Genomic DNA, 23706 nt, shown 5'->3' on the forward strand with positions numbered 1-23706 from the left:
AATAAAATGGATTACGATAAGATCTTTTTATCGGTCTTAGTTTTACTTGTATTTGTAAATGTTATTGCTGAAGTTAGTCAGAATTCTATGCTTACTCAGATAACAAATGCATTATTTGTACCCTTATTCGTCGTTGTTTATCTGTTGAATGCGGCACACCTAAGTGTCTTTTTAATTTCGTTTTTAAGCTTTTCTTTTTTAGGAGATGTCACATCGGTATACTATCAAAACAGTCATGTTTTAAAAAGTTCAAACTTGTTTTATTTTTTAAGCTATTTAAGTTTATTAGGTATTGTAGCTCCTAAATTTAAAGGCATACAATTTGGCAAACTAATTGGTGGGTATTTGCTAATAGTATTCCTTATTAATGCCTATTTAATGTTTCAGTTATATATGGTTTTAGAAGATGTAATTTTTGAACCTGATGAACTCACCTTTTTTGCCTTAAGGAATATAACTTTAATTGTTTTAGGATTTGTGTCTTTTGCTGTGTATTTAAATTCAGATTCTAGTGCCTCTATACTCTGTTTGGTAATGTCTATTTGTCTTATCTTTTCAGAAGTTCTATTCTATATTAGAAACTATTATATTTCCGATTGGACTTTGGTGTTATTAGACCGTAGTTTATACGGCTTAAGTTTAGCATGTTTATATTACTATATGAAAGAACTGACGTCTATCTCGTCTACAAAGATGAAAAAGGGACCCGTACAATCAGAACACCGTATTACACAATTATAGAGGTGCCATCCGCGGCTTTATTTTTATTAGAGTCGAAGTAAAAGTCTATTTTTCCAAGGTTAATACCATAACAACCAACTTGATTTACCAGCATGTTTTGTCCTTCAATATTTTTAACTATTGTAGGTTTTGGTAAAAATGTATGTGTGTGGCCACCAATAATTAAATCGATGTTTTTTGTTGCCGCCGCAAGTTTTAAATCGCTTATTTTTCCTTCAAAGCCGTATTTATATCCCAAATGCGATAGGCAAATAATTAAATCGCAATGCTCTTGATCTTTTAAAATCCGTGTCATTTCTTGTGCTGTTTCAACCGGATCTAGATATTTTGTTTCCTTATACATGGCCGGATCTACCAAGCCTTGTAATTCTATACCTAAACCAAAAACTCCAATCTTAATGCCGTCTTTTACAAAAATTTTATACGGTTTGGTGTGGGTGTCCATAGCCGTGTTAGAGAAATCGTAGTTAGAAATAAGAAATGGAAATTCGGCATGAGGCAACTGTGCATATAATCCGTCTACACCATTGTCGAAATCGTGATTCCCAATAGTAGCTGCATCATACTTTAGTTTACTCATTAATTTAAATTCCAGTTCACCTCCATAAAAGTTGAAATAAGGTGTGCCTTGAAAAATATCACCTGCATCTAAAAGAAGCGTATTTGGGTTTTCGGCACGAATACCATCAATTAAACTAGCGCGTTTGGCTACTCCACCTTTATTAGCCATAGTGCCTTCGTTAGGGCCGAATGGATCGATATGGCTATGTACATCGTTAGTATGTAAAATGGTGATTTTTTTTGTTTTAGGAGCCGTTGTAAACGACGTTAGGCTTAGTCCACCTAAAGCAACCAAAGACGTCGCCACTGTAGATTGTTGTAAAAAGTCTCTACGTTTCATAACACTTGTAATTTAATTTATTTGAATAAACCTGTCGTCTCTAACCGGGTTAATAGTATCTACTTTAGTAAAGTAATCTATAAGCGCATTTCTTACTTTATAATCTAAGACATAAACACTGTCGTTTGGTTTAAAAAACGTCATGTGGTCGCCTCCATTATAGAGGTAATCGTTTGTTACCACGTAATAGGTTTTTGTTTCATCTACAGGTTTTCCGTTAACTGTAGCCTCAACAATATCGTATTTAGAATCTAGAGCTAATTTAATTCGCGATACGGGATGTGCCAATCTTTTTTCGCTTAAATATTTAAAGGCTTCGTTTACGTTTTTACCTTTTATGGCAACAACAACAATACTATTTTCAAAAGGCATAAGCTCAAAAGCAGTGTTTAATGTAATATTACCTTTAGATATAGGAGCGCGAATACTACCGTGATTTAGAAGTACAAAATCGATGTCTTTCCCTGTTCTGCTATGAAATACAGGATTAGATTGTTCGTAAATAATATCGGCCATCAAGTTACCAATTGCAGTATTGAATTGGCCATTATCTTTGGCATAGTAATCTGGAGAATATGCTAAAACGCTATCTAATTCTTTAACTACGTGGTCGTGATAAGGTTTTATAAAGGCATTAATGGCTTCATCTGATTTTAAATTCTCTGAAATAGGAATTTGTTCGCCTTCAATTTTTGCCAGATTTAAAGTATGTGTTTTACAACTTGCTAAAAAAACGAGTAATACACCAACAATTAATTGTTTAAAAATCATAATTAAACTTATAAAATATAATGAAGTATGCTTATAGTTTTTGCTACATTTGCACCAAAGTTTAAAGATAAATGATTTTAAAGGGTTTTAGGGAAAAATCTAATAAAAAGTATTTTAATAAATTGTTAGCAAATCACAGTGTTTCTAACGCTTCAAAACCTATTGAGAGTTTGGGAGTTATATTGAATATAGATGAGTTTCCCGATGTTGAATCTTTAGAATCCTTGTCGAAACTTTTAAATGTTAAACCTAATAAATTTCAATTAATACAGTTTTCAACGGCGAATAAGGTGCAAGATGTAACAGAAGTTTCATGGTATTCGGCAAAAGATATTGGTTGGAAAGGCACAATAAAAGATGGTGAATTACAGGCCTTCTTAAATACAAATTTTGATGCACTTGTAAGTTATTATACAGATGATAATTTAGATTTAAAAGTGCTTACAGCCGCATCGAAAGCCGATTTTAAAATAGGAATTTTACAAGAAGAACAACGGTTAAACGATTTAATAATTAATGTAAATCCGGAAGCCATAGAGGTATTTAAAAGTGAGCTTTTAAAATACTTAAGTATATTAAATAGAATTTAAAAAGATGAATAGTAAATTAATGGGTACTGGAGTTGCTCTAGTTACACCTTTTAAGGCAGATCTAAGTGTAGATCACGATGCATTAACACAAATTGTTAATTTTAATATTGAAAACGGTACCAATTATTTAGTTATAAGTGGCACAACTGGAGAAAGTGTAACGGTTACTAAAGACGAAAAGAAAGCTATCATAAAAACGGTTTCTGAAGCCAATAACGGGCGTGTGCCATTAGTTTTAGGAATTGGTGGAAATAATACTGCAGCTGTAATTGAAGAAATTAAAGCTACAGATTTAAGTGCTTTTGAAGCCATTCTTTCGGTTTCTCCTTATTATAGTAAACCAACTCAAGAAGGGGTTTATCAGCATTTTAAAGCCATTTCAGAGGCTTGCCCAATTTCAATTATATTATATAATGTACCAGGAAGAACGGCTTCTAATATGTTGCCAGAAACAACATTAAGACTTGCAAACGATTGTAAAAATATTGTAGGTGTTAAAGAAGCTGGTAATAATATTGGGCAGTATTTAAAGCTATTAAAAGATAAACCAGAAGATTTTTTAATTATTTCTGGCGACGACGATTTAGCTTTAGGAGTTATTTTAGCTGGTGGTGCTGGTGTTATTTCGGTAATTGGCCAAGCCTTTCCGGCAGAGTTTTCTAAAATGATTCAATTAGGATTAGAAGGAAAAGCTAAAGAAGCGTACGCGATTCATTATAAATTAATGGATGTTATTGGTTATATTTTTGAAGAAAATAATCCGTCGGGAATTAAAGCTGTTTTTGAAGCTTTAAACTTGTGCCGAGCCAGTGTAAGATTGCCATTGGTAGAAGCAACTTCTGGGTTGAAAGATAAAATTAAAGCGTTTGTAGATACGTTTTAATTTAATATAAATGGGCGCGTGTTTACCTAGTAAGCATGCGCATGATTTTTAGGAATAGTTTCAAAAGTTAAAAATTACTTAAAGCTAATTGTAACCTAATTACATCCTTTATTTTAGCTGAAAAATATTATTTTTAAAATCAATTAGAATAGCTTAATTTTGCATTCTGTTTAAAAACTATGAGGAAATTTTTATACGTATTATTAGCATGCTTTGTTTTAAGTTCATGTAGTGAATATCAAAAGACACTTAAAGCACAAGATGTTGGAGCGAAGTTTAAATTAGGAGAAGAACTTTATAATCAAGGTAGTTTTTCTAAAGCAAACAGGTTGTTTTCTCAAATTGTACCAAGTTACCGTGGTAAGCCACAAGCCGAGAAGTTAATGTATATGTACGCTAAGTCGTACTACGAAATGAAAGAATATAAAATTTCTGGCTATCAGTTTGAGCGTTTTGTAGATTCGTATCCTAAAAGTGAAAAGCTAGAAGAGGCTGCTTTTCTAGGCGCTAAGAGTTATTATTTTGAATCTCCAGTGTATTCTAAAGATCAAGAGGATACCAGAACAGCAATAGAGAAGTTACAATTGTTTATTAATAGGTTTCCAAAATCAGAGTATTTAAGCGAAGCGAGTGGTTATATACAAGAATTAGATGCAAAATTGGAGCGTAAAGCATACGAAATTGCAAAACAATATAATACGATTTCAGATTATCAAGCGGCCATAAAATCGTTCGATAATTTTTTATTCGAATTCCCTGGTTCTTCATTACGTGAGGATGCCATGTATTACAAATTAGATGCATCGTATAAATTAGCAATGAATAGCGTTGAGCGTAAAAAACAACAACGATTAGAAGCCGCAGACGAAAACTATCAAGTATTAAAAAATAGTTTTGCTGAGACTCAATATTCAGAACAAATAGATAAGTTGCACGCAGAAATAGTAGAAGAATTAAAAAAATACAGCACTAAAAGTTAATATAATGGATTTAAAAAAAATCAATGCTCCTGTAAATACGATAACGTATAACAGAAACAAGATAGACGAGCCGACAGGAAATATTTATGAAGCAATTTCTATTATTTCTAGACGTGCAGATCAGATTAACACTGAAATCAAAAAGGAACTAATTGAAAAATTAGAAGAATTTGCGACATATAACGATAGTTTAGAAGAAATTTTCGAAAACAAAGAACAAATAGAAGTATCTAAGTTTTACGAAAAATTACCTAAGCCACATGCTTTAGCTGTTCAAGAATGGTTAGACCATAAAGTATATTATAGAAACACTGACGAAGACGTTCAGTAACATATAGGCTATGTCAATATTAAGCGGCAAAAACATACTGTTAGGCATTAGTGCTGGTATAGCGGCTTATAAGACGGCTTCATTAGTAAGGTTATTAGTAAAAGCAGGTGCAGACGTAAAAGTGGTCATGTCACCTGCTTCTTTAGATTTTGTAACTCCTTTAACCTTATCTACACTATCAAAACATCCTGTTGTATCTTCTTTTTATAATGAAGACGACGAGAGTGCCGTGTGGAACAGTCATGTCGAATTAGGACTGTGGGCAGATCTCTTTATTATAGCTCCGGCAACAGCCAATACCATGTCTAAAATGGCTAGCGGAACTTGCGATAATTTATTATTAGCTACCTATCTATCTGCTAAATGTCCGGTGTATTTTGCTCCCGCGATGGATTTAGATATGTATAAGCATCCGTCTACAGCACACTCTTTTAAAACATTACAAAGCTTCGGAAACATAATGATTCCTGCAACTTCTGGCGAGCTAGCTAGTGGTTTAGTAGGGGAGGGGCGTATGGCAGAACCCGAAGACATCGTATCTTTTGTAGAAAACCATATATTAGGGCAATTGCCTCTTTATGGTAAAAAGGTTATGTTAACCGCAGGTCCTACCTACGAAGCTATAGATCCAGTTCGATTTATAGGAAATCATTCTAGTGGGAAAATGGGGTTCGAGTTGGCTGAAGTGGCCGCTAATCTTGGTGCTGAGGTGATTTTAATTTCAGGGCCAACAAATCAAACCCTACAACACAGCCGAGTAAAAATTGTACCTGTTGTTAGTGCGCAGGATATGTACGAACAAGCTCATTTATATTTTAAAACAGCAGATATTGCTATTTTAGCCGCTGCTGTTGCAGATTATAAACCAAAAGAAGTTGCACTTCAGAAAATAAAAAAGGACGATAGTACGTTAACTTTAGAGTTAGAAAAAACGAAAGATATATTAGCATCGTTAGGCGAAATTAAATCGAATCAATTTTTAGTTGGATTTGCTTTAGAAACGCATAATGAGTTGGAGCATGCCAAGGCAAAACTAAAACGGAAGCATTTAAACCTAATCGTTTTAAATTCTTTAAACGATAAAGGTGCCGGTTTTAAGTCAGACACCAATAAAGTAACCCTTATTGATGCCCAAGAACATATAACAGAGTTTACTCTAAAATCGAAAGCAGACGTTGCTCAAGATATATTCAACGAAATATTAAACCAAATACATGCGTAATTATTTATTTGTTCTTTTGTTATGTTTTTCCATGGGTATTTCTGCTCAAGAATTAACCTGTAAAGTTGTCGTAAATGCAGAGCAAACAGGTAATGAAAATGTTCAGGTATTTAAAACCTTAGAAAAACAACTTACCGAATTTGTAAATAATACACAATGGACCTCTAGAGGGTTTAAACTACAAGAACGTATTAACTGCAGTATGGTGATTACCGTTGTAGAATATGCGAGCGATGTGTTTAAAGCAACCTTACAAGTGCAATCTTCCAGACCAGTATACGGGTCGTCTTACAGTACCCCTGTTTACAATTATAACGATAAAGATTTTTCGTTTAGATATGTTGAATTTCAAAATTTAAATTTTAGTCCAACACAATATCAGTCAAATTTAGTGTCTGTATTAGCGTTTCATATTTATATGATTTTAGGTATGGATGCCGATACGTTTAAACTTCGTGGAGGTGAAGAGTTTTTAAATCAAGCTCAAACCATAGTAAACTATTCGCAACAAGAAAATTACAACGGTTGGAAATTGGAAGATGGTTTACAGTCTAGATATATGCTTATTGATAATATGCTGTCGCCTACTTTTAAAGAGTTTCGAGACGTTATGTATGCCTATCATAGAAAAGGTTTAGATGAAATGAGTAACGATGTAAAAACTGGAAAAGAAAATATAGCATCTGCCGTAGATTTATTCGTCCCGATGAATAACCGTAGACCTAATTCTTTTTTAGTTCGTGTGTTTTTCGATGCTAAAAGTGACGAAATCGAAGATATATTCTCAGATGGCCCAAGTGTTAATGTTTCCGAACTTACCGATGTACTTAACAAAGTGGCACCAAGCTATTCCAGTAAATGGAGAAATATTAAATTTTAATTTGATAACAACTGAAAACTAAATTATATTTGGTTTTACAATTCTAAAGCACCCTAATTACATTGCTTACATCCCTATCTATAAAAAACTATGCCTTAATAGACGATCTGCAAACAGATTTTAATAAAGGCTTTACAATAATAACTGGTGAAACCGGTGCAGGTAAATCTATATTACTAGGCGCTTTATCGCTTATTTTAGGAAAGCGCGCCGACCTGTCTTCTTTAAAAGACGATAGCCAAAAATGCATTATAGAAGCGGTTTTCGATGTAACCAATTATAACCTTCAAGCCGTTTACCAACAAGAGGATTTAGATTACGAAGCCCAAACTATTATTAGACGCGAAATATTACCATCTGGGAAATCGCGAGCCTTTGTTAACGACTCTCCGGTAACCCTAAGTAGTTTGCAAACTCTATGCGATCGCTTAATCGATATTCACTCGCAACACCAAACTACGCAACTTACAGACGATGGTTTTCAGTTTCAAGTTATAGATGCTTTAGCAGAGGTTGAAGAACCTTTGGTAGCCTATAAAGTGCAGTTAAAATCGTATAAATCGCTTCAGAAGGAATTAAAAAAGTTAGAGGATTTTCAAGCAGAAGCCAATAAAGAACACGAATACAATACCTTTTTATTACAGGAATTAATCGATGCTAAGTTGGTAGATGGTGAATTGGAAAGTTTAGAGGAGGAATACGAAACCTTAGATAATATTGAGGCGATAAAGGAGAAAATAGGTGCTTCGCATCAATTATTAAGCGACGAGCAAATAGGTGGTTTAGCTATACTAACAGAAGTTAAAGCAAACTTTAGTAAGATTGCATCGTTCTCTCAAAAATATAAAGAATTATACGACAGAATAGACAGTAGTTTTATTGAGTTGTACGATATTTTTACAGAAATAGAAGCGTCAGAAGATGCTCTAGAAGCCGACCCGAACCGGTTAGAAGTTGTAAACAACAGGTTGCAATTGCTTCATAATTTGAAGAAAAAACACTTGGTTTTAGATATTTCAGAATTAATTAAAATTCAGAATGCTCTAGATGAAAAAGTTGGTATTACAGAAAATTTAGATAAAAATATTCAGAAATTAAAAACGAGTATCGCCAAACAGGAAACCGAATTAAATGCTTTAGCTAAAATTATTCATTCCAACCGATCGGCTGTTATTCCTACATTAAAATCGCAACTTGAAACTTTATTGTCGGAGTTAGGAATGCCTAATGCTCAATTTAGTATCAATTTAAAAGCAGCAAGTACTTTTCATTCTAATGGGAAAGACGATTTAGAATTTTTGTTTACAGCAAATAAAGGTGGAAGTTTTAAAGCTTTAAACAAGGCCGCTTCTGGAGGAGAATTATCTCGAATTATGTTGGCAATAAAGTCGGTGTTGTCAAAATATATGCAATTACCTACCATTATGTTCGATGAAATAGATACTGGTGTTTCTGGTGAAATATCGAACAAAATGGGCGCTATAATGAAGCAAATGAGTAAGAGTATGCAGGTTTTTGCCATTACACATTTACCACAAGTTGCTGCAAAAGGCGATACGCATTTAAAAGTGTATAAGGAAGATATTAATCACATTACAACAACCAACTTAATTGCCATAACTGGAGAAGACCGTATTGTAGAGATTGCGCAAATGTTGGGCGGAAAAGAGGTGTCGGCATCTGCTATTGCACATGCTAAGGAACTTTTAAACTAACTCACTTTTAAAATGAAAAAATTACTTTTAGTATTGTTTTTTGGTTGTGCGTTATTAGGGTTTTTAGCTTGTGATTCTGATGCTGATATTTGTAGTGGTGTTTTTGTTGATGGCGAATGTGTTCCAGATTATGTGTTCCCACCAAATAATGCCATACATGAAGATGTAAAATAGAAAAAGTGAAGTAAAATAATAGGGTGTACCCATTCTAGTATTAGAATATTAAAAGGCTTACTATTTTTACTAAAAATGAATTATTAATAGAATAAAAAGTTTTCATAACTTTGACGATTCTGTTAATTTGCACTAACGATAGATAAAAAAGAATTAAAAATATGTCATACAATTTATTAAAAGGAAAGAAAGGGATCATTTTTGGAGCATTAGATTCAAATTCAATTGCTTGGAAAACAGCAGAACGTGTTCACGAAGAAGGCGGTACGTTTGTGTTAACTAACGCTCCTGTAGCCATGAGAATGGGACAAATAAATGAATTGGCCGAAAAAACAGGGTCTCAAATTATTCCTGCCGATGCTACTTCTCTTGACGATTTACAAAAGCTAGTAGAGCAATCTATGGAGATTTTAGGAGGTAAAATTGATTTTGTACTACATTCTATCGGGATGTCAATTAACGTAAGAAAAGGAAATCACTATACCAATCAAAATTACGATTTTACCAAAAAAGGGACCGATGTTTCTGCGATGTCTTTTCATAAAGTAATGCAAACCTTATACAAGGCCGATGCCATGAACGAGTGGGGTAGTATTGTTGCATTATCTTATATGGCTGCACAACGTGTGTTTCCTGATTATAACGATATGGCAGATAATAAAGCGTATTTAGAAAGTGTTGCTCGTAGCTTTGGATATTTCTTCGGAAAAGATAAAAAAGTAAGAGTAAATACCATTTCGCAATCGCCAACTCCAACTACTGCAGGTAGCGGAGTTAAAGGTTTTGACGGATTTATAGCTTACGCAGATAAAATGTCGCCTCTAGGTAACGCAACAGCTTTAGATTGTGCAAACTATACCGTTGCCATGTTTAGCGATTTAACAAAGCGTGTAACGTTACAAAATCTTTACAACGACGGAGGATTTAGTAATATGGGAGTAAGTATGGAAGTTATGGATGCTTTTGTAGAAAAAAACTCGAAATAAGAGATAAAAATTATACTTTATAATTAATTTAAAAGCTGCCTAAAAAGGTGGCTTTTTTTATGCAATTAAGTACATTTGTTTTATGCAATTACAGTATTCATTTATTATTCCAGTCTATAACCGTCCCGATGAAATTGAGGAACTACTTATTAGTTTCGTCAATTTAAAATCGACTTTAGATTTTGAAATTGTAATTGTAGAAGATGGCTCTACACAAACCTCTAAACGTGTTGTAGATAGATTTAAGAACCAGCTGAATATTGCATATTTCTATAAGAAAAATTCAGGGCCTGGCGATTCTAGAAACTTTGGGATGCAACATGCCAAAGGAAATTATTTTATAATACTAGACTCAGATTGTGTGTTACCTTCTCAATATTTAAATGAAGTTGATGCCAGTTTAAATCATGAATTTGTAGATTGTTTTGGTGGTCCAGATGCGGCCGATACCTCGTTTACGAAACTTCAAAAAGCTATTAATTTTTCAATGACTTCTTTTATTACAACAGGAGGCATTCGAGGAGGGAAGAAGCAGGTAGGTAAATTTCAACCTAGAAGTTTTAACATGGGGTTGTCTCAGGCGGCTTTTATGGCATCTAAAGGATTCGGAACTATTCATCCTGGCGAAGATCCAGATTTATCTATTCGGTTATGGGACTTAGGGTTTCAAACAAAATTAATTCCAGAAGCTTTTGTATATCATAAGCGTCGTATTTCGTGGTCTAAATTTTATAAACAAGTCCATAAGTTTGGATTGGTGAGGCCTATTTTGAATGCTTGGCATCCGCAGACCGCAAAACTCACATATTGGTTTCCAACGGTATTTTGCTTAGGTTTAATAGTTGCTCTCGCAGCATTTATTTTTCAAATTAAATGGTTATTAATTGCCTATGCTTTATATTTTGTGGTAGCCTTTGTATTAGCATTCTTGCAATCAAAAAATGTAATAGTAGCCGTGTTGGCCATTCTGGCAATATTAATTCAGTTTATGGGTTATGGCTATGGTTTTATTACATCGTTTATAAAGATTCATATATTAAAAAAGGACGCAGAACGTACATTCCCAGAATTATTCTTTAAATTATAAAAATGAAAGACATAAAAACTAGATTTTTAAAATTTGTAAGAAGTAAGAAAATAAACATTTTTGCTTTATTTCTTGCCTTGTCTTTCGCTATTTTAGTGTTGAATAAATTATCTAGAACATTTGTTAACACCATAACATTTTCTGTAGAAACGGTTAATTTACCAGAAACCTTTGTGGTTTTAAACGATAGTAGTCAGCAGTTAAATATTACATTTAAAACGTATGGATTTAAGTTTCTTAGATATTATTTAACCAAACCCACTTTGCGTTTAGATTATGAGGATAAGGTTAAATTAACCGATTCTACATTTGCTTGGAGCCAGCACCGGTCGTATTCTAAAATTAATTCGCAGTTCGATAAGGATGTGGAAATTCTTAGTATTTTACCAGATACCTTGTTCTTTAACTACGATGTAAATGCGAGTAAAGACATCCCTGTGGTTTTACAAAAAAATATACAGTTTAGCCCCGGTTTCGATGTGTTAGATGGTTTTTCAATCTCACCAGATTCGGTGCATATTATCGGGCCAGCAAAAGTTGTAAATGCATTAAAAGAAATAAAAACGGTACCTCTAGAATTAAAGGATGTGCGATCAGATATCAATCAAACTTTAAATTTAGAATTACCTGAAGGAAAAGATCAATTAAAATTATCGCATACCAAAGTGCGATTAAAAGGGAGTGTAGAGAAATTTACAGAAGGGACTTTTAATATTCCCGTTACGGTTAAAAATATTCCTAAAGACATGTCGTTAAAATATTACCCTAAGTCGGTTTCGGTGTCTTATTATACCACATTACAAGGATTTAATGAAGTTAGTGCCAAAGATTTTAAGGTGGAGTGTGATTTCAATAAACATATTGAAAATAATTCGTATTTAATTCCGGAGCTCGTGGCACAACCAGAAACTGTAAAAAGCGCAAAAATTATTCAACAAAAAATAGAATTTATAATCTCGGAATGATAGTAGTTGGTTTAACAGGAGGCATAGGTAGTGGTAAGTCTACCGTAGCAAAGCAGTTTCATAAAAAGTTTGGAATTCCAACTTACATCTCAGATGATGAGGCTAAACGTTTAATGGTTAATTCAGAAACCATAAAATCTGATATTATAGCTTTGTTTGGAGCCGAAGCCTATTTAGGTTCTGCACTTAACAAGCCCTTAATTTCTCATGCTATTTTTAATAATAAGGCCTTGTTAGAACAAATGAATGCTATTGTTCATCCTCGCGTTGCAGATCATTTTAAGTCTTGGTTAAGTGAACAAAATGCACCCTATATTTTAAAAGAATCGGCTATTTTATTTGAAAGTAAAGGCGATAAAATATGCGATAAAATTATTACCGTAACTTTAGATAAAGCAACAAAAATAGAGCGCCTCTTAAAGCGCGATGACACCACTGTAGAGAAGATTGAAGCTATCATGAAACAGCAGTGGACAGATGCCATGCGCATAGAAAAATCGGATTATCTTATTGTAAATGATACTATAGCACATATGGAAGATCAGGTTGCCGAAATTCATAATTCTATACTTAATAAATTCGTATAAATCTGCAATTTTAACAATTTTGTTAACGTAAGGTTAAATGTTAAAAATGCTAAATGTTAAAATGTTAATTTTGAACGATGAGCAAAAAGTTATTCATTTTGTTAGTGCTGTTAATGAGTTTATCCTTGGTAGGAATAATATTTGTACAAGCACGATATATAAGTGATGCCGTTAAAAATGAGGAGAGACAGTTTACCTTCAATGTAAAAAAAGCATTGAGTTTTGTTTCAAAAGACATTGAACAACGCGAGTTAAATACTTATTTTAAAAAGTTTCAACGTTTAGTTGATCAGAAAAAAGAAGCCGATACTATAGCTATTACACAGCTCCTTTTTAATCAGCAAAACGAAAGTACAGACGAAACTTTAATTTATAGAAGTGGTATCTTAGAAAAGAATTATAAGTTATCATCATCGATCTTTGACATAGGTTTAGATAGTATTAATATAAAACGAATTATTAGAGATTCTGAAACAAAAATATATAGTAATAAAAGTGTTTTAGAAAATAAGGTCAATGTTAGTCCTGTGTTTAGCATATCTAAAATTGGTAGATTTAATGAGGCAGAAAAACAAAGTTTTGAAGAAGCTTTTAAAGTGCTTTCAAGTAGAACACCAATTTATAAACGTGTTAAAAGTGAAGAAATAAAAAGATTATTATCTAAAAAACTTCACGAAGATAACATCGATATCGATTATGAATTTGCTATTTATAGTAACGACTTGGCAACAAAAGTACAAAGTGAAGGTTTTGAGTTGAAAGATGATAAAACTTTTAGTGTACCCATTTTTCAGAATGAAAATAGCCAGAATAATTTTAGATTATTAGTAAACTTTCCAGAGCGAAATAAGTTTATCATGTCGTCTATATTAGGGTTAACCTTATTGTCTTTCATTTTTACAACTATTATTGTTATTGCCTATACAAGTGCTTTATACCAACTTGTAAAACAGCGTAAAATTTCGGAAATTAAGAATGATTTTATCAATAATATGACGCACGAGTTTAAAACTCCAATAGCCACTATTAATTTAGCTTTAGATGCCATTAGGAATCCGAAGATTATTGATGATAAAGATAAGGTAATGCGTTATCTTAATATGATTAAAGAAGAAAACAAGCGTATGCATGCACACGTGGAAAACGTATTAAGAATATCTAAATTAGAAAAAAACGAACTAAATATTAGTAAGGATCGCGTGAAGCTTCACGACCTAATAGAAGATGCTGTAACGCACGTAGAGCTGTTAGTAGAAGACAGACAAGGCTATATTCATTTACATTTAGATGCCGAGCATACCGATGTACTAGCAAGCGAAACACATTTTACTAATGTTATAGTTAATATGTTTGATAATGCAATAAAATACTCGCCAGACGCACCAAAAATTGATGTGTATACAGAAAATGTAGGGAACAGTATTTTATTAAAAATAAAAGACCAAGGAAGCGGAATGAGTAAAGCCGCGCAAAAACGAGTTTTTGAAAAATTTTATAGAGAACACACAGGAAACATACATAATGTTAAAGGTCACGGTCTAGGCTTGGCTTATGTAAAACGAATAGTAGATGATCATCAAGGTCATATTTCGGTTGAAAGTGAAAAAGGAAAAGGAAGTACATTTATTGTTAAACTTCCATTAATATCATAAAGGTTATGAGCGAACAACATAAGAAAATTTTATTAGTAGAAGACGATCCAAATTTTGGAACAGTTCTTAAAGATTATTTAACCATGAACGATTATGTCGTTACACATGCTAAAAACGGTATGGAAGGGTTTGAAAAATTTAAAAAGGACGATTACGATTTGTGTATTCTTGATGTTATGATGCCTTATAAAGATGGCTTTACATTGGCTAAGGAGATTAGAGAAAAGAATACCGAAGTGCCTATTATCTTTTTAACGGCAAAAGCCATGAAAGAAGATGTGTTAAAAGGGTATAAAGTAGGTGCAGACGACTATTTAAATAAGCCTTTTGATAGCGAAGTGTTATTGATGAAGATTCATGCAATTATTCAGCGTAAAGCTTCCGAAACGGTTACAGATAGTAAGCAATTCGAATTTAAAATTGGAAACTTCGATTTAAACTCTAAATTGAGATTCTTAAAATTAAACGATGAAGAGCCAATAAAATTATCGCCTAAAGAAAACGAATTATTGCGTTTATTAGCATTACATGAAAATGATTTAATGCCAAGAGAATTAGCGTTGACTAAAATTTGGAGAGATGATAACTATTTTACGTCTAGAAGTATGGATGTATATATCGCCAAATTACGTAAATATTTAAAAGGAGATGAGAATGTTGAAATATTAAACATTCACGGTGAAGGTTTCCGTTTGGTTGTAAATAACCAAAACGGTTAAAACACAAACTGGTTTAAAATATAAAGAGGCTGTCCTAAAAGTAGAGTTCTCGTCAACCTGAACAAGATTCAGGTGCTCACATCATTGATGATTCATGTGATGAGATTCTGAAATAAATTCAGAATGACGGATTTAAATACTTTTTGGACAGCCTCTTTTTTGTTCTACAAAATTGAAATTAATCTGCTTAGAGGACTAACTTATTAGCCGTTATAATTTTTGTGGTTAAAGTTGTTTTTTATAAATCAATCCTGGGCCATCGCAGTTTTTCCAAGTGCTAGATAGAGTATTACTAGCTTCGATATAAAAGTCTTCTTTTAAATCTGAATAACAGGAACCAATAATATCATTTTCAGTATTAAATTTCAATTCTAAAAGCGATTCATGAGATGTTTGTTTGAGTAGGAATGTTCCTGAAGCTTCTGTTGTAATCCCATTTCGTTCTCTAGATTTTGTAAATGTTAAATCTGGATTAAAGAGGTAAGTTTCTTGCCATTCCATCTCATCACCTGAAGTTGTAGAATTTGGAAGATTTCCGGTCATTTCCGTCAGTTTCCATGTGCCAATAACTTCTGTTGTATTGGTATTCGAATCGTCATCATTACTGCAAGCCAATAGTAATCCTAAAAGAAGGCATATAAGGGTTGCTTTTTTCATAATAATTGTTTTTCGAGTGCAAGGATTATGGTTTCAATTGGTGTTTTGTAGTCGAACCAAATGGTGTTTTCATGTCTTCTAAACCATGTAAGTTGGCGTTTAGCAAAGCGTCTCGAATTTTTCTTAATTTCTGAAATTGCAAAATCTAAAGTCCACTCTCCATTTAAATAGTTGAAAATCTCTTTATAGCCAACCGTATTTAAAGCATTTAAATGCTGCTTATCTTTTAGTTGTTTTACTTCTTCAATAAGACCTTGATTAACCATTATATCCACACGTTGGTTAATTCGCTCGTAAATGAGTTCACGATCGGCTGTTAAGCCCACAGTTATCGTTTTAAATGGGCGGGAGTCTTTGTTTTTATTCAAAAAAGATGAGTAGGGTTTATCTGTACCAATACAAATTTCTAAAGCTCTAATAACCCGGTGCGGATTATCTATAGCTATAGCGGCGTACGATTTAGGGTCTAGAGTTTTTAGCTGAGCTTGTAAGGCCTCTAAACCTTCAGTTTCTAATCTTTTATTTAGTTCGGTTCTAATACTGGCATCAACTTCAGGAAAATCATCTAAACCTCGGGTTACGGCATCTACATATAAGCCAGAACCTCCAACCATAATAACCGTGTCATGCGTTTTAAAGAGGGTGTTTAGGCATAATAGGGCATCTTTTTCAAAAGCACCCACATTGTAATTGTCATCGACTTGCAAATGATGGATAAAATGGTGTTTTGCAAGCGCTAATTCTTCAGGAGTAGGAGCAGCCGTACCAATGGTCATGTCTTTATAAAACTGTCTAGAATCGGCAGAAATAATTTCGGTTTTAAAATGCTGCGCAAGTTTAAGACTTAAAGCTGTTTTTCCAATAGCAGTAGGGCCAACAATAGAAATAAGATGTTTATTTGTATTCAATAGTTTAGGTATTATGTAAAGGTTCTCCGCAATTATAACAATATTCAGCGCCATCTCTGTGATCGTGTTTCAGGCAATTAGAACACGATTGAGAATTTAAATGTATGGTTTTATTCTGGTCTGCCGGCAGTGCTATAGGTCCAGGAGTTTTAGTGCGGTTGCTATATTCGGCAGAAACGATACCTGTTGGAACCGCTATAATACCGTAACCTAAAATCATGACTAACGATGCGATAAATTGCCCAAGTGGGGTTTGCGGTGCAATGTCTCCAAAACCAACAGTGGTAAGGGTTACTATGCACCAATATACACTTTTAGGAATGTTTGTAAATCCATTTTCTTCGCCTTCAACCAAATACATAATCGTGCCCAAAATAACCGCTAAAATTATAACCGCAAATAAAAATACAGAAATTTTGGCTCGACTAGCTTTTAAAGCAGATACTAGATTGTGCGAGGCTCCTAAATAGCGCCCTAATTTTAAAATTCTAAAAATACGAAGTAATCGCAATGCTCTTAAAGCCACCAAAGCGTGTGTCCCTGTAAAAATGATGGAGAGGTATTTTGGAGCGGTAGATAATAAATCGATAATACCGTAAAAGCTACAAATGTATTTTAAGGGTTTTTTTACCGTAATTATTCGCGCTATATATTCAATGGTGAATAAAATAGTAATGACCCATTCGGCCGCATTTAAAACATCGTGATATTTTGAGTCGATAGATTTTACGCTCTCTAGCATTACTAAAATAATACTAGTAATAATAACTATAAGCAACAGGATATCGAATAACTTACCTGCAGGTGTTTCTGCTTCGTAAATTATATCGTGTAACTGCTCTTTCCAGTTTTTTTTCTGTTTGGATTGGCTCATAGAATCAAAAATAAGAAAAGTAAGTTAGTTTTCTTGAAATATATAAAGTAAGCTTCAGGAGAAAGCATTACCCAAGCAATTCAATTATTTTTAAGTTTTTATGCCTGCGTAAATAACTTTGTATAATATGTTGTGTGTCTCTATTATTTTCCATTCTGGTAATTATAGATTCTAACACTTTAAGGTTGTTTATTTGATAGTTTAAATTGAAAAACCCTAAACCTTCAAATTGTCCATCTTTAATATAAACGGCACTGCGCTCGTCTATATCTCTGCCGCGATCTACAATAATCATATTTTTATGGATGTAGCTATTTTTATCAATAAGTTGCTGCACACGGGCATTATAATCTGCAGCAGGCTCTTCAATTTTACAAGCACCAAAACACGTTTTTGTGTCGTAATTAAAACATGGTTTTTCAGGGATGTTGGCTGTAAATCCTGTTAACTTTAAACATAAGTTATAGGTTTCTACGGCATGTTCTAAAAAGTGCTTAGCACTTTGCTTGTTACTAAATGTGGTAATTGGGTGCTTGCGTCCGTCTGCCACATCTATTTTTAAATTTATATACCCGTTTTTGTCCTTAAACGCATAAAGAGCATGTGTAAATTGGGTGCGTTTTCTTGAGCGGTTATAAATAGGTTTTAAGCGTTTTATTTCTTCGTTTTCCTTTAATAAAGCAATTAATTCACTACCCGTTTCCTCGTAGGTGACGTGAGACACATGAAGTTGAATTTTTTTAGATTTTGAATTCGGTGCTGTAAAATGTTGATTTACTCGACGTTTTATATTCCTACTTTTACCAATGTAAATAATGTCGCCACCTTCCTTATGAATATAGTAAACCCCGGTTACAGCAGGAAGATCTTCTACAATATCTATAAGTTTTCCTTCTAGTTTTTTCGGGTTTTGGGCTTCTTTAATAGAGGATAGAATAATTTTTTTAGAACTATCTTTAGTTTGAAGTAATTTGAAAAGTTTTACTGTGGCCATAGCATCTCCGTTGGCACGATGTCTGTCGGTTACGGGAATACCTAGCGATCTTACTAATTTTCCTAAACTATAAGAAGGCTGATCTGGAATTAAATCTTTTGCTAATTCTACGGTGCAAAGTGTTTTACGTTTAAAGTCGTAACCTAAGCGTTTAAATTCGGTTTGTAAAATGCGGTAATCAAAAACAGAATTATGAGCTACAATGATGCAGTCTTCTGTAATTTCAATAATACGTTTTGCAACCTCGTAAAACTTGGGTGCATTTTTAAGCATATTGCTATTAATACCTGTTAGGTTTACAACAAAGGGCTGAATCTCTCGCTCTGGATTTACTAAGGATATAAATTGATCTACAACGGTGTGGCCGTCGTATTTGTAGATAGCTATTTCTGTAATGCCTTCCTCATTAAATTTGCCACCTGTGGTCTCTATGTCTAAAACTGCGTAAATAATAAACTCTTAAAAATTAATAATTTCTTACTCCAAATATACTGCTTCCAATGCGCACCATAGTACTTCCGCAAGCTATGGCTAACGGATAATCTCCGCTCATTCCCATGGAAATGGTGTTAAATTGCTCTGGTTTGGGGTGTTCAATTTTCAAAGATTTAAAGATAGTTTTTAATTGGTTAAATTCAGATTTTATTTGAGATTCATTCTCGGTAAAGGTTGCCATTCCCATAACACCAACAATATTAATGTGTTTTAATTCAGGAAAATTTTGAGAATGGAGAATTTGGGAAGCCTCTACTGCGGTCATTCCAAATTTAGAGTCTTCTGCGGCAATTTTTATTTGAAGTAAACAGTCGATAACGCGATTGTGTTTTTCGGCTTGCTTATTTATTTCGTTTAATAATTTTTCATTTTCCACGCCGTGAATCAAACTCACAAAACCGGCCATATATTTTACCTTATTCCGTTGCACATGACCAATCATATGCCATTGGATATCTTTTGGCAGTTGCTCATGCTTTTCGGCCATTTCCTGAATTTTGTTTTCTCCAAAAATGCGTTGACCAGCTTCATAGGCTTCTAAAAGATCGCTTATGGGTTTGGTTTTAGATACTGCAACTAACGTAACATGCTCGGGAAGTGTTTCTTTTATATGATTTAAATTTTGTTGAATAGACATGATGTGAAATTTGTGTATTAAAATTCGTAAATGGTAATACCACTACGTAGTTTAGGTTCTATAAAGGTGCTTTTAGGAGGCATCTGTAAATCGTCGTCGGCAATTTGTTTTAATTGCTTTATAGTGGCAGGAAGCATGGCGAAACCAACTTTAAACTCGCCACTATCGACACTGCTTTTTATATTTAGAAATTCGTTTTTACCGCTGGTGTAGGCAATACGCTTATCGTTTCTTAAATCATGTATACCTAAAATAGGACGTAATATGGTTTTGTAAAGTAGATAGGCGTCTAAGCGATCTAAAGAAGTTTCGAAATTATAAATGGTTTTCCTGAGGTATAAAGAATAAAATTCACCATCTAAATACATGCTAAAATGATGTTTTTTACTTGGTTTATAAAGCTGTTTGTGTCGATTTTCAATTCTGAAACACATATCTAATTGAATCAGAAATTCTTCCTTACTAAGCCCATTTAAATCTTTTACCAACCGATTGAATTCATGGATTTTTAAATCGGATTCAGGAATGAGATAAGCCATGAAAAAGTTATAAGATTCAGAACCAACATGATTGGGGTTATTCGATTTTTCCTCGGCATAATGCAAATGTGAGGATGCCGAACGGTGATGCCCATCTGCTATGTAAATGGTTGGCATATTTTTGTACGCATCTGTAATGGTGTCTATCATAGCCTGATCCTCAATCTTCCAAAGATAGTGGGTGTCTCTATAAGTGGTGGTAAACTCAAACTCTGCACGTTCCTTTTGTATCTTTTCAATACAAGATTTTATAATGGCATTATCTGGATGTGTTAGCAATACTGGCTCTGCGTTAAACCCAACAGTTTTTAGGTAATCTTTAAAAATGATTTCTCTAAATTGAATGGTGTTTTCGTGTTTTTTAATCACGTTGTTTTCGTAATCGGCCGCACTTGCAGCTGCGATTATTCCATTGAATTCCTGTTTTTCTCGGTCAATAATTCTATATGCGTAATAACAAGCCGTTTTATCTTTTTTAAAAATATGATCTTCCTTAAATTCTAAATATCGGTTTCTAACCAGCTTATACCTGTCTAGTCCAGAAAGTTCTTTATCGTATTTATAACCAGGATTAACAATATGCAAAAAGGAATACGGATTGTAATTTAAACGTGCTTCGCGCTGTTCTTGCGAATAGGTGTCATACGATCGCGATGCTACTAGACTTACCTTGTCTCGTGTAGGTCTAACGGCTTTAAACGGAAGAATTTTTGCCATAGCTTACACTATTTTAAAAATTGCTTCGCGACTTGTTCTGCTTTTCTGCTGGAAGAATAATCGTAAAACCCTTCACCAGATTTGACTCCTAATTTTCCTGCACGTACCATATTTACTAGTAACGGGCAAGGTGCGTATTTGGGGTTTTTAAATCCGTCGTACATCACGTTTAAAATAGATAAACAGACATCTAATCCTATAAAATCGGCCAATTGCAAAGGTCCCATAGGGTGCGCCATACCTAATTTCATAACCGTATCTATTTCCGAAACTCCTGCCACACCATTATATAAGGTTTCAATAGCCTCATTAAGCATGGGCATTAAGATTCTGTTAGCCACAAATCCAGGATAATCGTTAACTTCTACAGGGACTTTTCCTAAAGTTTTCGATAAGTCCATTATGGTTTTGGTAACCGAATCGCTAGTGTTGTACCCACGAATAATTTCTACCAACTTCATGATGGGAACAGGGTTCATAAAATGCATTCCAATAACCAATTCCGGCCGACTAGTAGCCGCTGCAATTTGAGTAATAGAAATAGACGATGTGTTTGTTGCTAAAATGGTTTTTTCGGGACAAACATCATCCAATTGTTTGAATATTTTTAATTTGAGTTCGCTATTTTCTGTAGCCGCTTCAACCACTAAATCAGAATGTTTTACGCCTTCTGTTAAATTGGTGAAAGTTGTAATGTTTTGAAGTGTTTCAAGTTTTTGATTTTCACAGATAACCTCTTTAACTATTAGCCGATCGAGATTTTTTGTAATCGTCGCAATCCCTTTGGTTAAAGAATCTTCGCTAATGTCAATTAAATGCACCTTAAATCCGCTTTGGGCGAACGTGTGTGCAATACCATTTCCCATAGTTCCTGCACCGATAACTGCTATATTTTTCATGATAGTTTAGGTTAATGTTGCGAGTACGTGGTTAGGGTGCTCTAAAGTTTGTTTGTATTTTGTATTTTAAAATTGATCAATAATCATATTGGCAACACGTAAGGCTTCTGTACCGTCGTGTAAGGTTACAATAGGTTTTGTATCTGTGTTTATAGCATGTGCAAAAGTTTCAAGCTCATCTAAAATGGCATTGTTATTTGCTATGTCTGGATTTGCAAAATAAATTTGTTTTTTTACCCCTTCGGCATTTTGTAAAATCATGTCGAAATCGCCAGGTTGTTTTGGGGCATCTTTCATCTTTACAACTTCACATTTCTTTTCTAAAAAGTCGACAGAAATATAGGCGTCGCGCTGAAAGAACCGTGTTTTACGCATGTTTTTTAACGAAATTCTACTAGCAGTAAGGTTAGCAACACAGCCATTTACAAATTCAATTCTGGCATTAGCAATATCTGGCGTTTCACTAATTACAGAAACTCCACTCGCACTAATATGTTTAACTTTAGATTGAACAACACTTAATATAATGTCGATGTCGTGAATCATTAAATCTAGTACCACAGGAACATCTGTTCCTCTAGGGTTAAATTCTGCCAATCGATGGGCTTCAATAAACATCGGTTTGTCTAGTAAATCTTTTATGGCGGTAAAAGCAGGGTTAAAACGTTCTACATGCCCAACCTGACCTTTTACTTTATATTCTGCAACCAAGGTTCTAAGTGCTTCTGCTTCTTGAACCGTATTTGTAATTGGTTTTTCAATAAAAATATGTTTTCCTTTTGCTATGGCTAATTTGGCACAGTCGTAATGCGAAAGCGTGGGAGTTACAATATCTACAACATCTACAGCATCAATTAATTCTTCAACAGTGGCGAAAAATTTATAACCAGTTTCGGCCTCAACACGTTTAGCATTTTCTATATCTGCATCATGAAAACCGACCAATTGGTATTTTTCAGATTGATTAAGTAGTCTTAAATGAATTTTTCCGAGGTGACCAGCACCAAGAACTCCAGCTTTTAACATTATAATAGGGTTTTAAACAAAAATAAGATTTTTTATGACTTTTAAATGCCAATTAAAATTTAAAAATTTAATAAAAGATTTACTTTTGCAAAACGAACTACGCTACTAAACCTACATAATACACGTACTCTTGAAAGATACTTTTAAACATCAAGGATTAAGACAACAATTGGTAAATATTTTAAAGCAGAAGGGCATTTCTGATGCTGCTGTGTTACAGACCATAGGGCATATTCCTAGGCATTTATTTATGGATTCTAGTTTTTTAGATCACGCCTATCAAGACAAAGCTTTCCCTATTGCTGCCGACCAAACTATTTCTCAGCCTTACACGGTGGCATTTCAAACAGAATTATTAAAAATTACAAGAGATGCTAAAATTCTAGAAATAGGTACTGGGAGTGGATACCAAACGGCTGTGCTTTGCGAGTTAGGAGCAAAGGTGTTTAGTATTGAGCGTCAATTAGAACTATTTAAAAAGACAAGTAAGTTTTTACCAAAATTGGGGTATCGCCCGAGAAAATTAATTTTTGGCGATGGGTATAAAGGCATGCCAGAAGAAGCTCCTTTTGATGGTATTATCGTTACGGCAGGTGCACCGTTTGTTCCTACACCATTATTGAGTCAGTTAAAAATTGGCGGCCGCTTGGTAATCCCTGTTGGTGATGAAGTACAAACTATGACACTTTTTGTTAGAAAAGGGCTGAAAGAATTTGAAAAACATGAGTTTGGTGAATTTCGTTTTGTACCTTTATTGGAGGACAAAAATTAAAACT

26 protein-coding genes are annotated in these 23706 nt (G+C 33.8%); 16 read left to right on the forward strand and 10 right to left on the reverse strand.

Annotated elements, in window-relative coordinates; genetic code table 11:
- Window positions 1-6: 6 nt before the first annotated feature.
- Window positions 7-741, forward strand: a complete 735-nt coding sequence (locus tag A9D35_RS17340; RefSeq protein WP_141675574.1) for a hypothetical protein — start codon at window positions 7-9, stop codon at window positions 739-741.
- On the opposite strand, the gene A9D35_RS17345 is transcribed toward A9D35_RS17340, so the two are convergent.
- Together A9D35_RS17345 and A9D35_RS17350 are read right to left on the reverse strand one after the other, a co-directional pair.
- Entirely contained in the window at window positions 728-1642 is a 915-nt protein-coding gene (locus A9D35_RS17345; RefSeq protein WP_066225338.1) for a bifunctional metallophosphatase/5'-nucleotidase, read from the reverse strand. The genes A9D35_RS17340 and A9D35_RS17345 overlap by 14 nt on opposite strands.
- A 12-nt stretch (window positions 1643-1654) precedes the next feature.
- Window positions 1655-2413 carry a 5'-nucleotidase C-terminal domain-containing protein gene (locus tag A9D35_RS17350; RefSeq protein WP_066225340.1) on the reverse strand — a complete coding sequence of 253 codons (759 nt, stop codon included), beginning with the start codon at window positions 2411-2413 and terminating at the stop codon, window positions 1655-1657.
- Between the two features lie 71 nt (window positions 2414-2484).
- On the opposite strand from A9D35_RS17350, the gene A9D35_RS17355 reads away from it, so the two are divergent.
- The 14 genes from A9D35_RS17355 (at window position 2485) to A9D35_RS17415 (ending at window position 15184) form a co-directional block, all read left to right on the forward strand.
- A complete protein-coding gene (locus tag A9D35_RS17355) occupies window positions 2485-3003 on the forward strand; it encodes a DUF6913 domain-containing protein (RefSeq protein WP_066225342.1) in 519 nt (172 codons plus the stop codon).
- 4 nt (window positions 3004-3007) lie between these two features.
- On the forward strand, window positions 3008-3886 hold the full coding sequence (dapA, locus tag A9D35_RS17360) for a 4-hydroxy-tetrahydrodipicolinate synthase (RefSeq protein WP_066225344.1): 879 nt from the start codon (window positions 3008-3010) through the stop codon (window positions 3884-3886).
- 179 nt (window positions 3887-4065) lie between these two features.
- Window positions 4066-4866, forward strand: a complete 801-nt coding sequence (locus A9D35_RS17365) for an outer membrane protein assembly factor BamD (protein WP_066225346.1) — start codon at window positions 4066-4068, stop codon at window positions 4864-4866.
- Between the two features lie 4 nt (window positions 4867-4870).
- Window positions 4871-5197: a DNA-directed RNA polymerase subunit omega gene (locus A9D35_RS17370; protein ID WP_066225348.1), complete on the forward strand. Its 327-nt coding sequence runs from the start codon at window positions 4871-4873 to the stop codon at window positions 5195-5197.
- Window positions 5198-5207: 10 nt separating this feature from the next.
- The gene (gene coaBC, locus A9D35_RS17375) at window positions 5208-6419 is read left to right on the forward strand and encodes a bifunctional phosphopantothenoylcysteine decarboxylase/phosphopantothenate--cysteine ligase CoaBC (RefSeq protein WP_066225350.1); all 1212 of its coding nucleotides are present in this window, start codon (window positions 5208-5210) and stop codon (window positions 6417-6419) included.
- Window positions 6412-7299, forward strand: coding sequence for a type IX secretion system protein PorD (gene porD, locus A9D35_RS17380; protein WP_066225352.1), 888 nt, complete (start codon window positions 6412-6414; stop codon window positions 7297-7299). The genes coaBC and porD overlap by 8 nt, the downstream gene beginning before the upstream one ends.
- A gap of 62 nt (window positions 7300-7361) precedes the next feature.
- Entirely contained in the window at window positions 7362-9014 is a 1653-nt protein-coding gene (gene recN / locus A9D35_RS17385) for a DNA repair protein RecN (RefSeq protein ID WP_066225354.1), read from the forward strand.
- A 12-nt stretch (window positions 9015-9026) separates the two neighbouring features.
- Window positions 9027-9188, forward strand: coding sequence for a hypothetical protein (locus A9D35_RS18735; protein ID WP_159427076.1), 162 nt, complete (start codon window positions 9027-9029; stop codon window positions 9186-9188).
- A gap of 161 nt (window positions 9189-9349) precedes the next feature.
- Window positions 9350-10174: an enoyl-ACP reductase FabI gene (locus tag A9D35_RS17390; protein WP_066225355.1), complete on the forward strand. Its 825-nt coding sequence runs from the start codon at window positions 9350-9352 to the stop codon at window positions 10172-10174.
- Between the two features lie 82 nt (window positions 10175-10256).
- Window positions 10257-11261, forward strand: a complete 1005-nt coding sequence (locus A9D35_RS17395; RefSeq protein ID WP_066225357.1) for a glycosyltransferase family 2 protein — start codon at window positions 10257-10259, stop codon at window positions 11259-11261.
- Window positions 11262-11263: 2 nt separating this feature from the next.
- Window positions 11264-12226, forward strand: a complete 963-nt coding sequence (locus A9D35_RS17400) for a CdaR family protein (RefSeq protein ID WP_066225358.1) — start codon at window positions 11264-11266, stop codon at window positions 12224-12226.
- Entirely contained in the window at window positions 12223-12813 is a 591-nt protein-coding gene (coaE, locus tag A9D35_RS17405; RefSeq protein ID WP_066225360.1) for a dephospho-CoA kinase, read from the forward strand. The genes A9D35_RS17400 and coaE overlap by 4 nt, the downstream gene beginning before the upstream one ends.
- Window positions 12814-12890: 77 nt before the next feature.
- Window positions 12891-14465 carry a sensor histidine kinase gene (locus tag A9D35_RS17410; protein WP_066225362.1) on the forward strand — a complete coding sequence of 525 codons (1575 nt, stop codon included), beginning with the start codon at window positions 12891-12893 and terminating at the stop codon, window positions 14463-14465.
- Between the two features lie 5 nt (window positions 14466-14470).
- Window positions 14471-15184, forward strand: coding sequence for a response regulator transcription factor (locus A9D35_RS17415; RefSeq protein WP_066225364.1), 714 nt, complete (start codon window positions 14471-14473; stop codon window positions 15182-15184).
- 225 nt (window positions 15185-15409) lie between these two features.
- Here the strand turns inward: A9D35_RS17415 and A9D35_RS17420 are convergent, their stop codons facing one another.
- The 8 genes from A9D35_RS17420 to A9D35_RS17455 all read right to left on the reverse strand — a co-directional run bounded on the left by A9D35_RS17420 (window position 15410) and on the right by A9D35_RS17455 (window position 22930).
- Window positions 15410-15841, reverse strand: a complete 432-nt coding sequence (locus A9D35_RS17420) for a hypothetical protein (RefSeq protein WP_066225366.1) — start codon at window positions 15839-15841, stop codon at window positions 15410-15412.
- Window positions 15838-16749 (reverse strand): tRNA (adenosine(37)-N6)-dimethylallyltransferase MiaA, encoded by a 912-nt coding sequence (gene miaA, locus A9D35_RS17425; RefSeq protein ID WP_066225367.1) that lies wholly within the window; start codon window positions 16747-16749, stop codon window positions 15838-15840. The genes A9D35_RS17420 and miaA overlap by 4 nt, the downstream gene beginning before the upstream one ends.
- A 4-nt stretch (window positions 16750-16753) precedes the next feature.
- The gene (locus A9D35_RS17430; protein WP_066225368.1) at window positions 16754-17623 is read right to left on the reverse strand and encodes an ion transporter; all 870 of its coding nucleotides are present in this window, start codon (window positions 17621-17623) and stop codon (window positions 16754-16756) included.
- 67 nt (window positions 17624-17690) lie between these two features.
- Complete coding sequence (locus tag A9D35_RS17435; protein ID WP_066225369.1) at window positions 17691-19067, reverse strand: exonuclease domain-containing protein; 1377 nt, start codon at window positions 19065-19067, stop codon at window positions 17691-17693.
- A gap of 16 nt (window positions 19068-19083) precedes the next feature.
- A complete protein-coding gene (locus A9D35_RS17440) occupies window positions 19084-19749 on the reverse strand; it encodes a YggS family pyridoxal phosphate-dependent enzyme (RefSeq protein WP_066225370.1) in 666 nt (221 codons plus the stop codon).
- A gap of 17 nt (window positions 19750-19766) precedes the next feature.
- Window positions 19767-21005 carry a DUF1015 domain-containing protein gene (locus A9D35_RS17445; protein WP_066225372.1) on the reverse strand — a complete coding sequence of 413 codons (1239 nt, stop codon included), beginning with the start codon at window positions 21003-21005 and terminating at the stop codon, window positions 19767-19769.
- Between the two features lie 8 nt (window positions 21006-21013).
- Window positions 21014-21904, reverse strand: a complete 891-nt coding sequence (locus A9D35_RS17450; protein ID WP_066225374.1) for a 3-hydroxyacyl-CoA dehydrogenase family protein — start codon at window positions 21902-21904, stop codon at window positions 21014-21016.
- Window positions 21905-21970: 66 nt separating this feature from the next.
- Window positions 21971-22930 carry a Gfo/Idh/MocA family protein gene (locus A9D35_RS17455; protein WP_066225376.1) on the reverse strand — a complete coding sequence of 320 codons (960 nt, stop codon included), beginning with the start codon at window positions 22928-22930 and terminating at the stop codon, window positions 21971-21973.
- Window positions 22931-23060: 130 nt separating this feature from the next.
- On the opposite strand from A9D35_RS17455, the gene A9D35_RS17460 reads away from it, so the two are divergent.
- Entirely contained in the window at window positions 23061-23702 is a 642-nt protein-coding gene (locus tag A9D35_RS17460) for a protein-L-isoaspartate(D-aspartate) O-methyltransferase (protein ID WP_066225378.1), read from the forward strand.
- Window positions 23703-23706: the final 4 nt, after the last annotated feature.

Source organism: Formosa haliotis (assembly GCF_001685485.1).
GTDB lineage: Bacteria > Bacteroidota > Bacteroidia > Flavobacteriales > Flavobacteriaceae > Formosa > Formosa haliotis.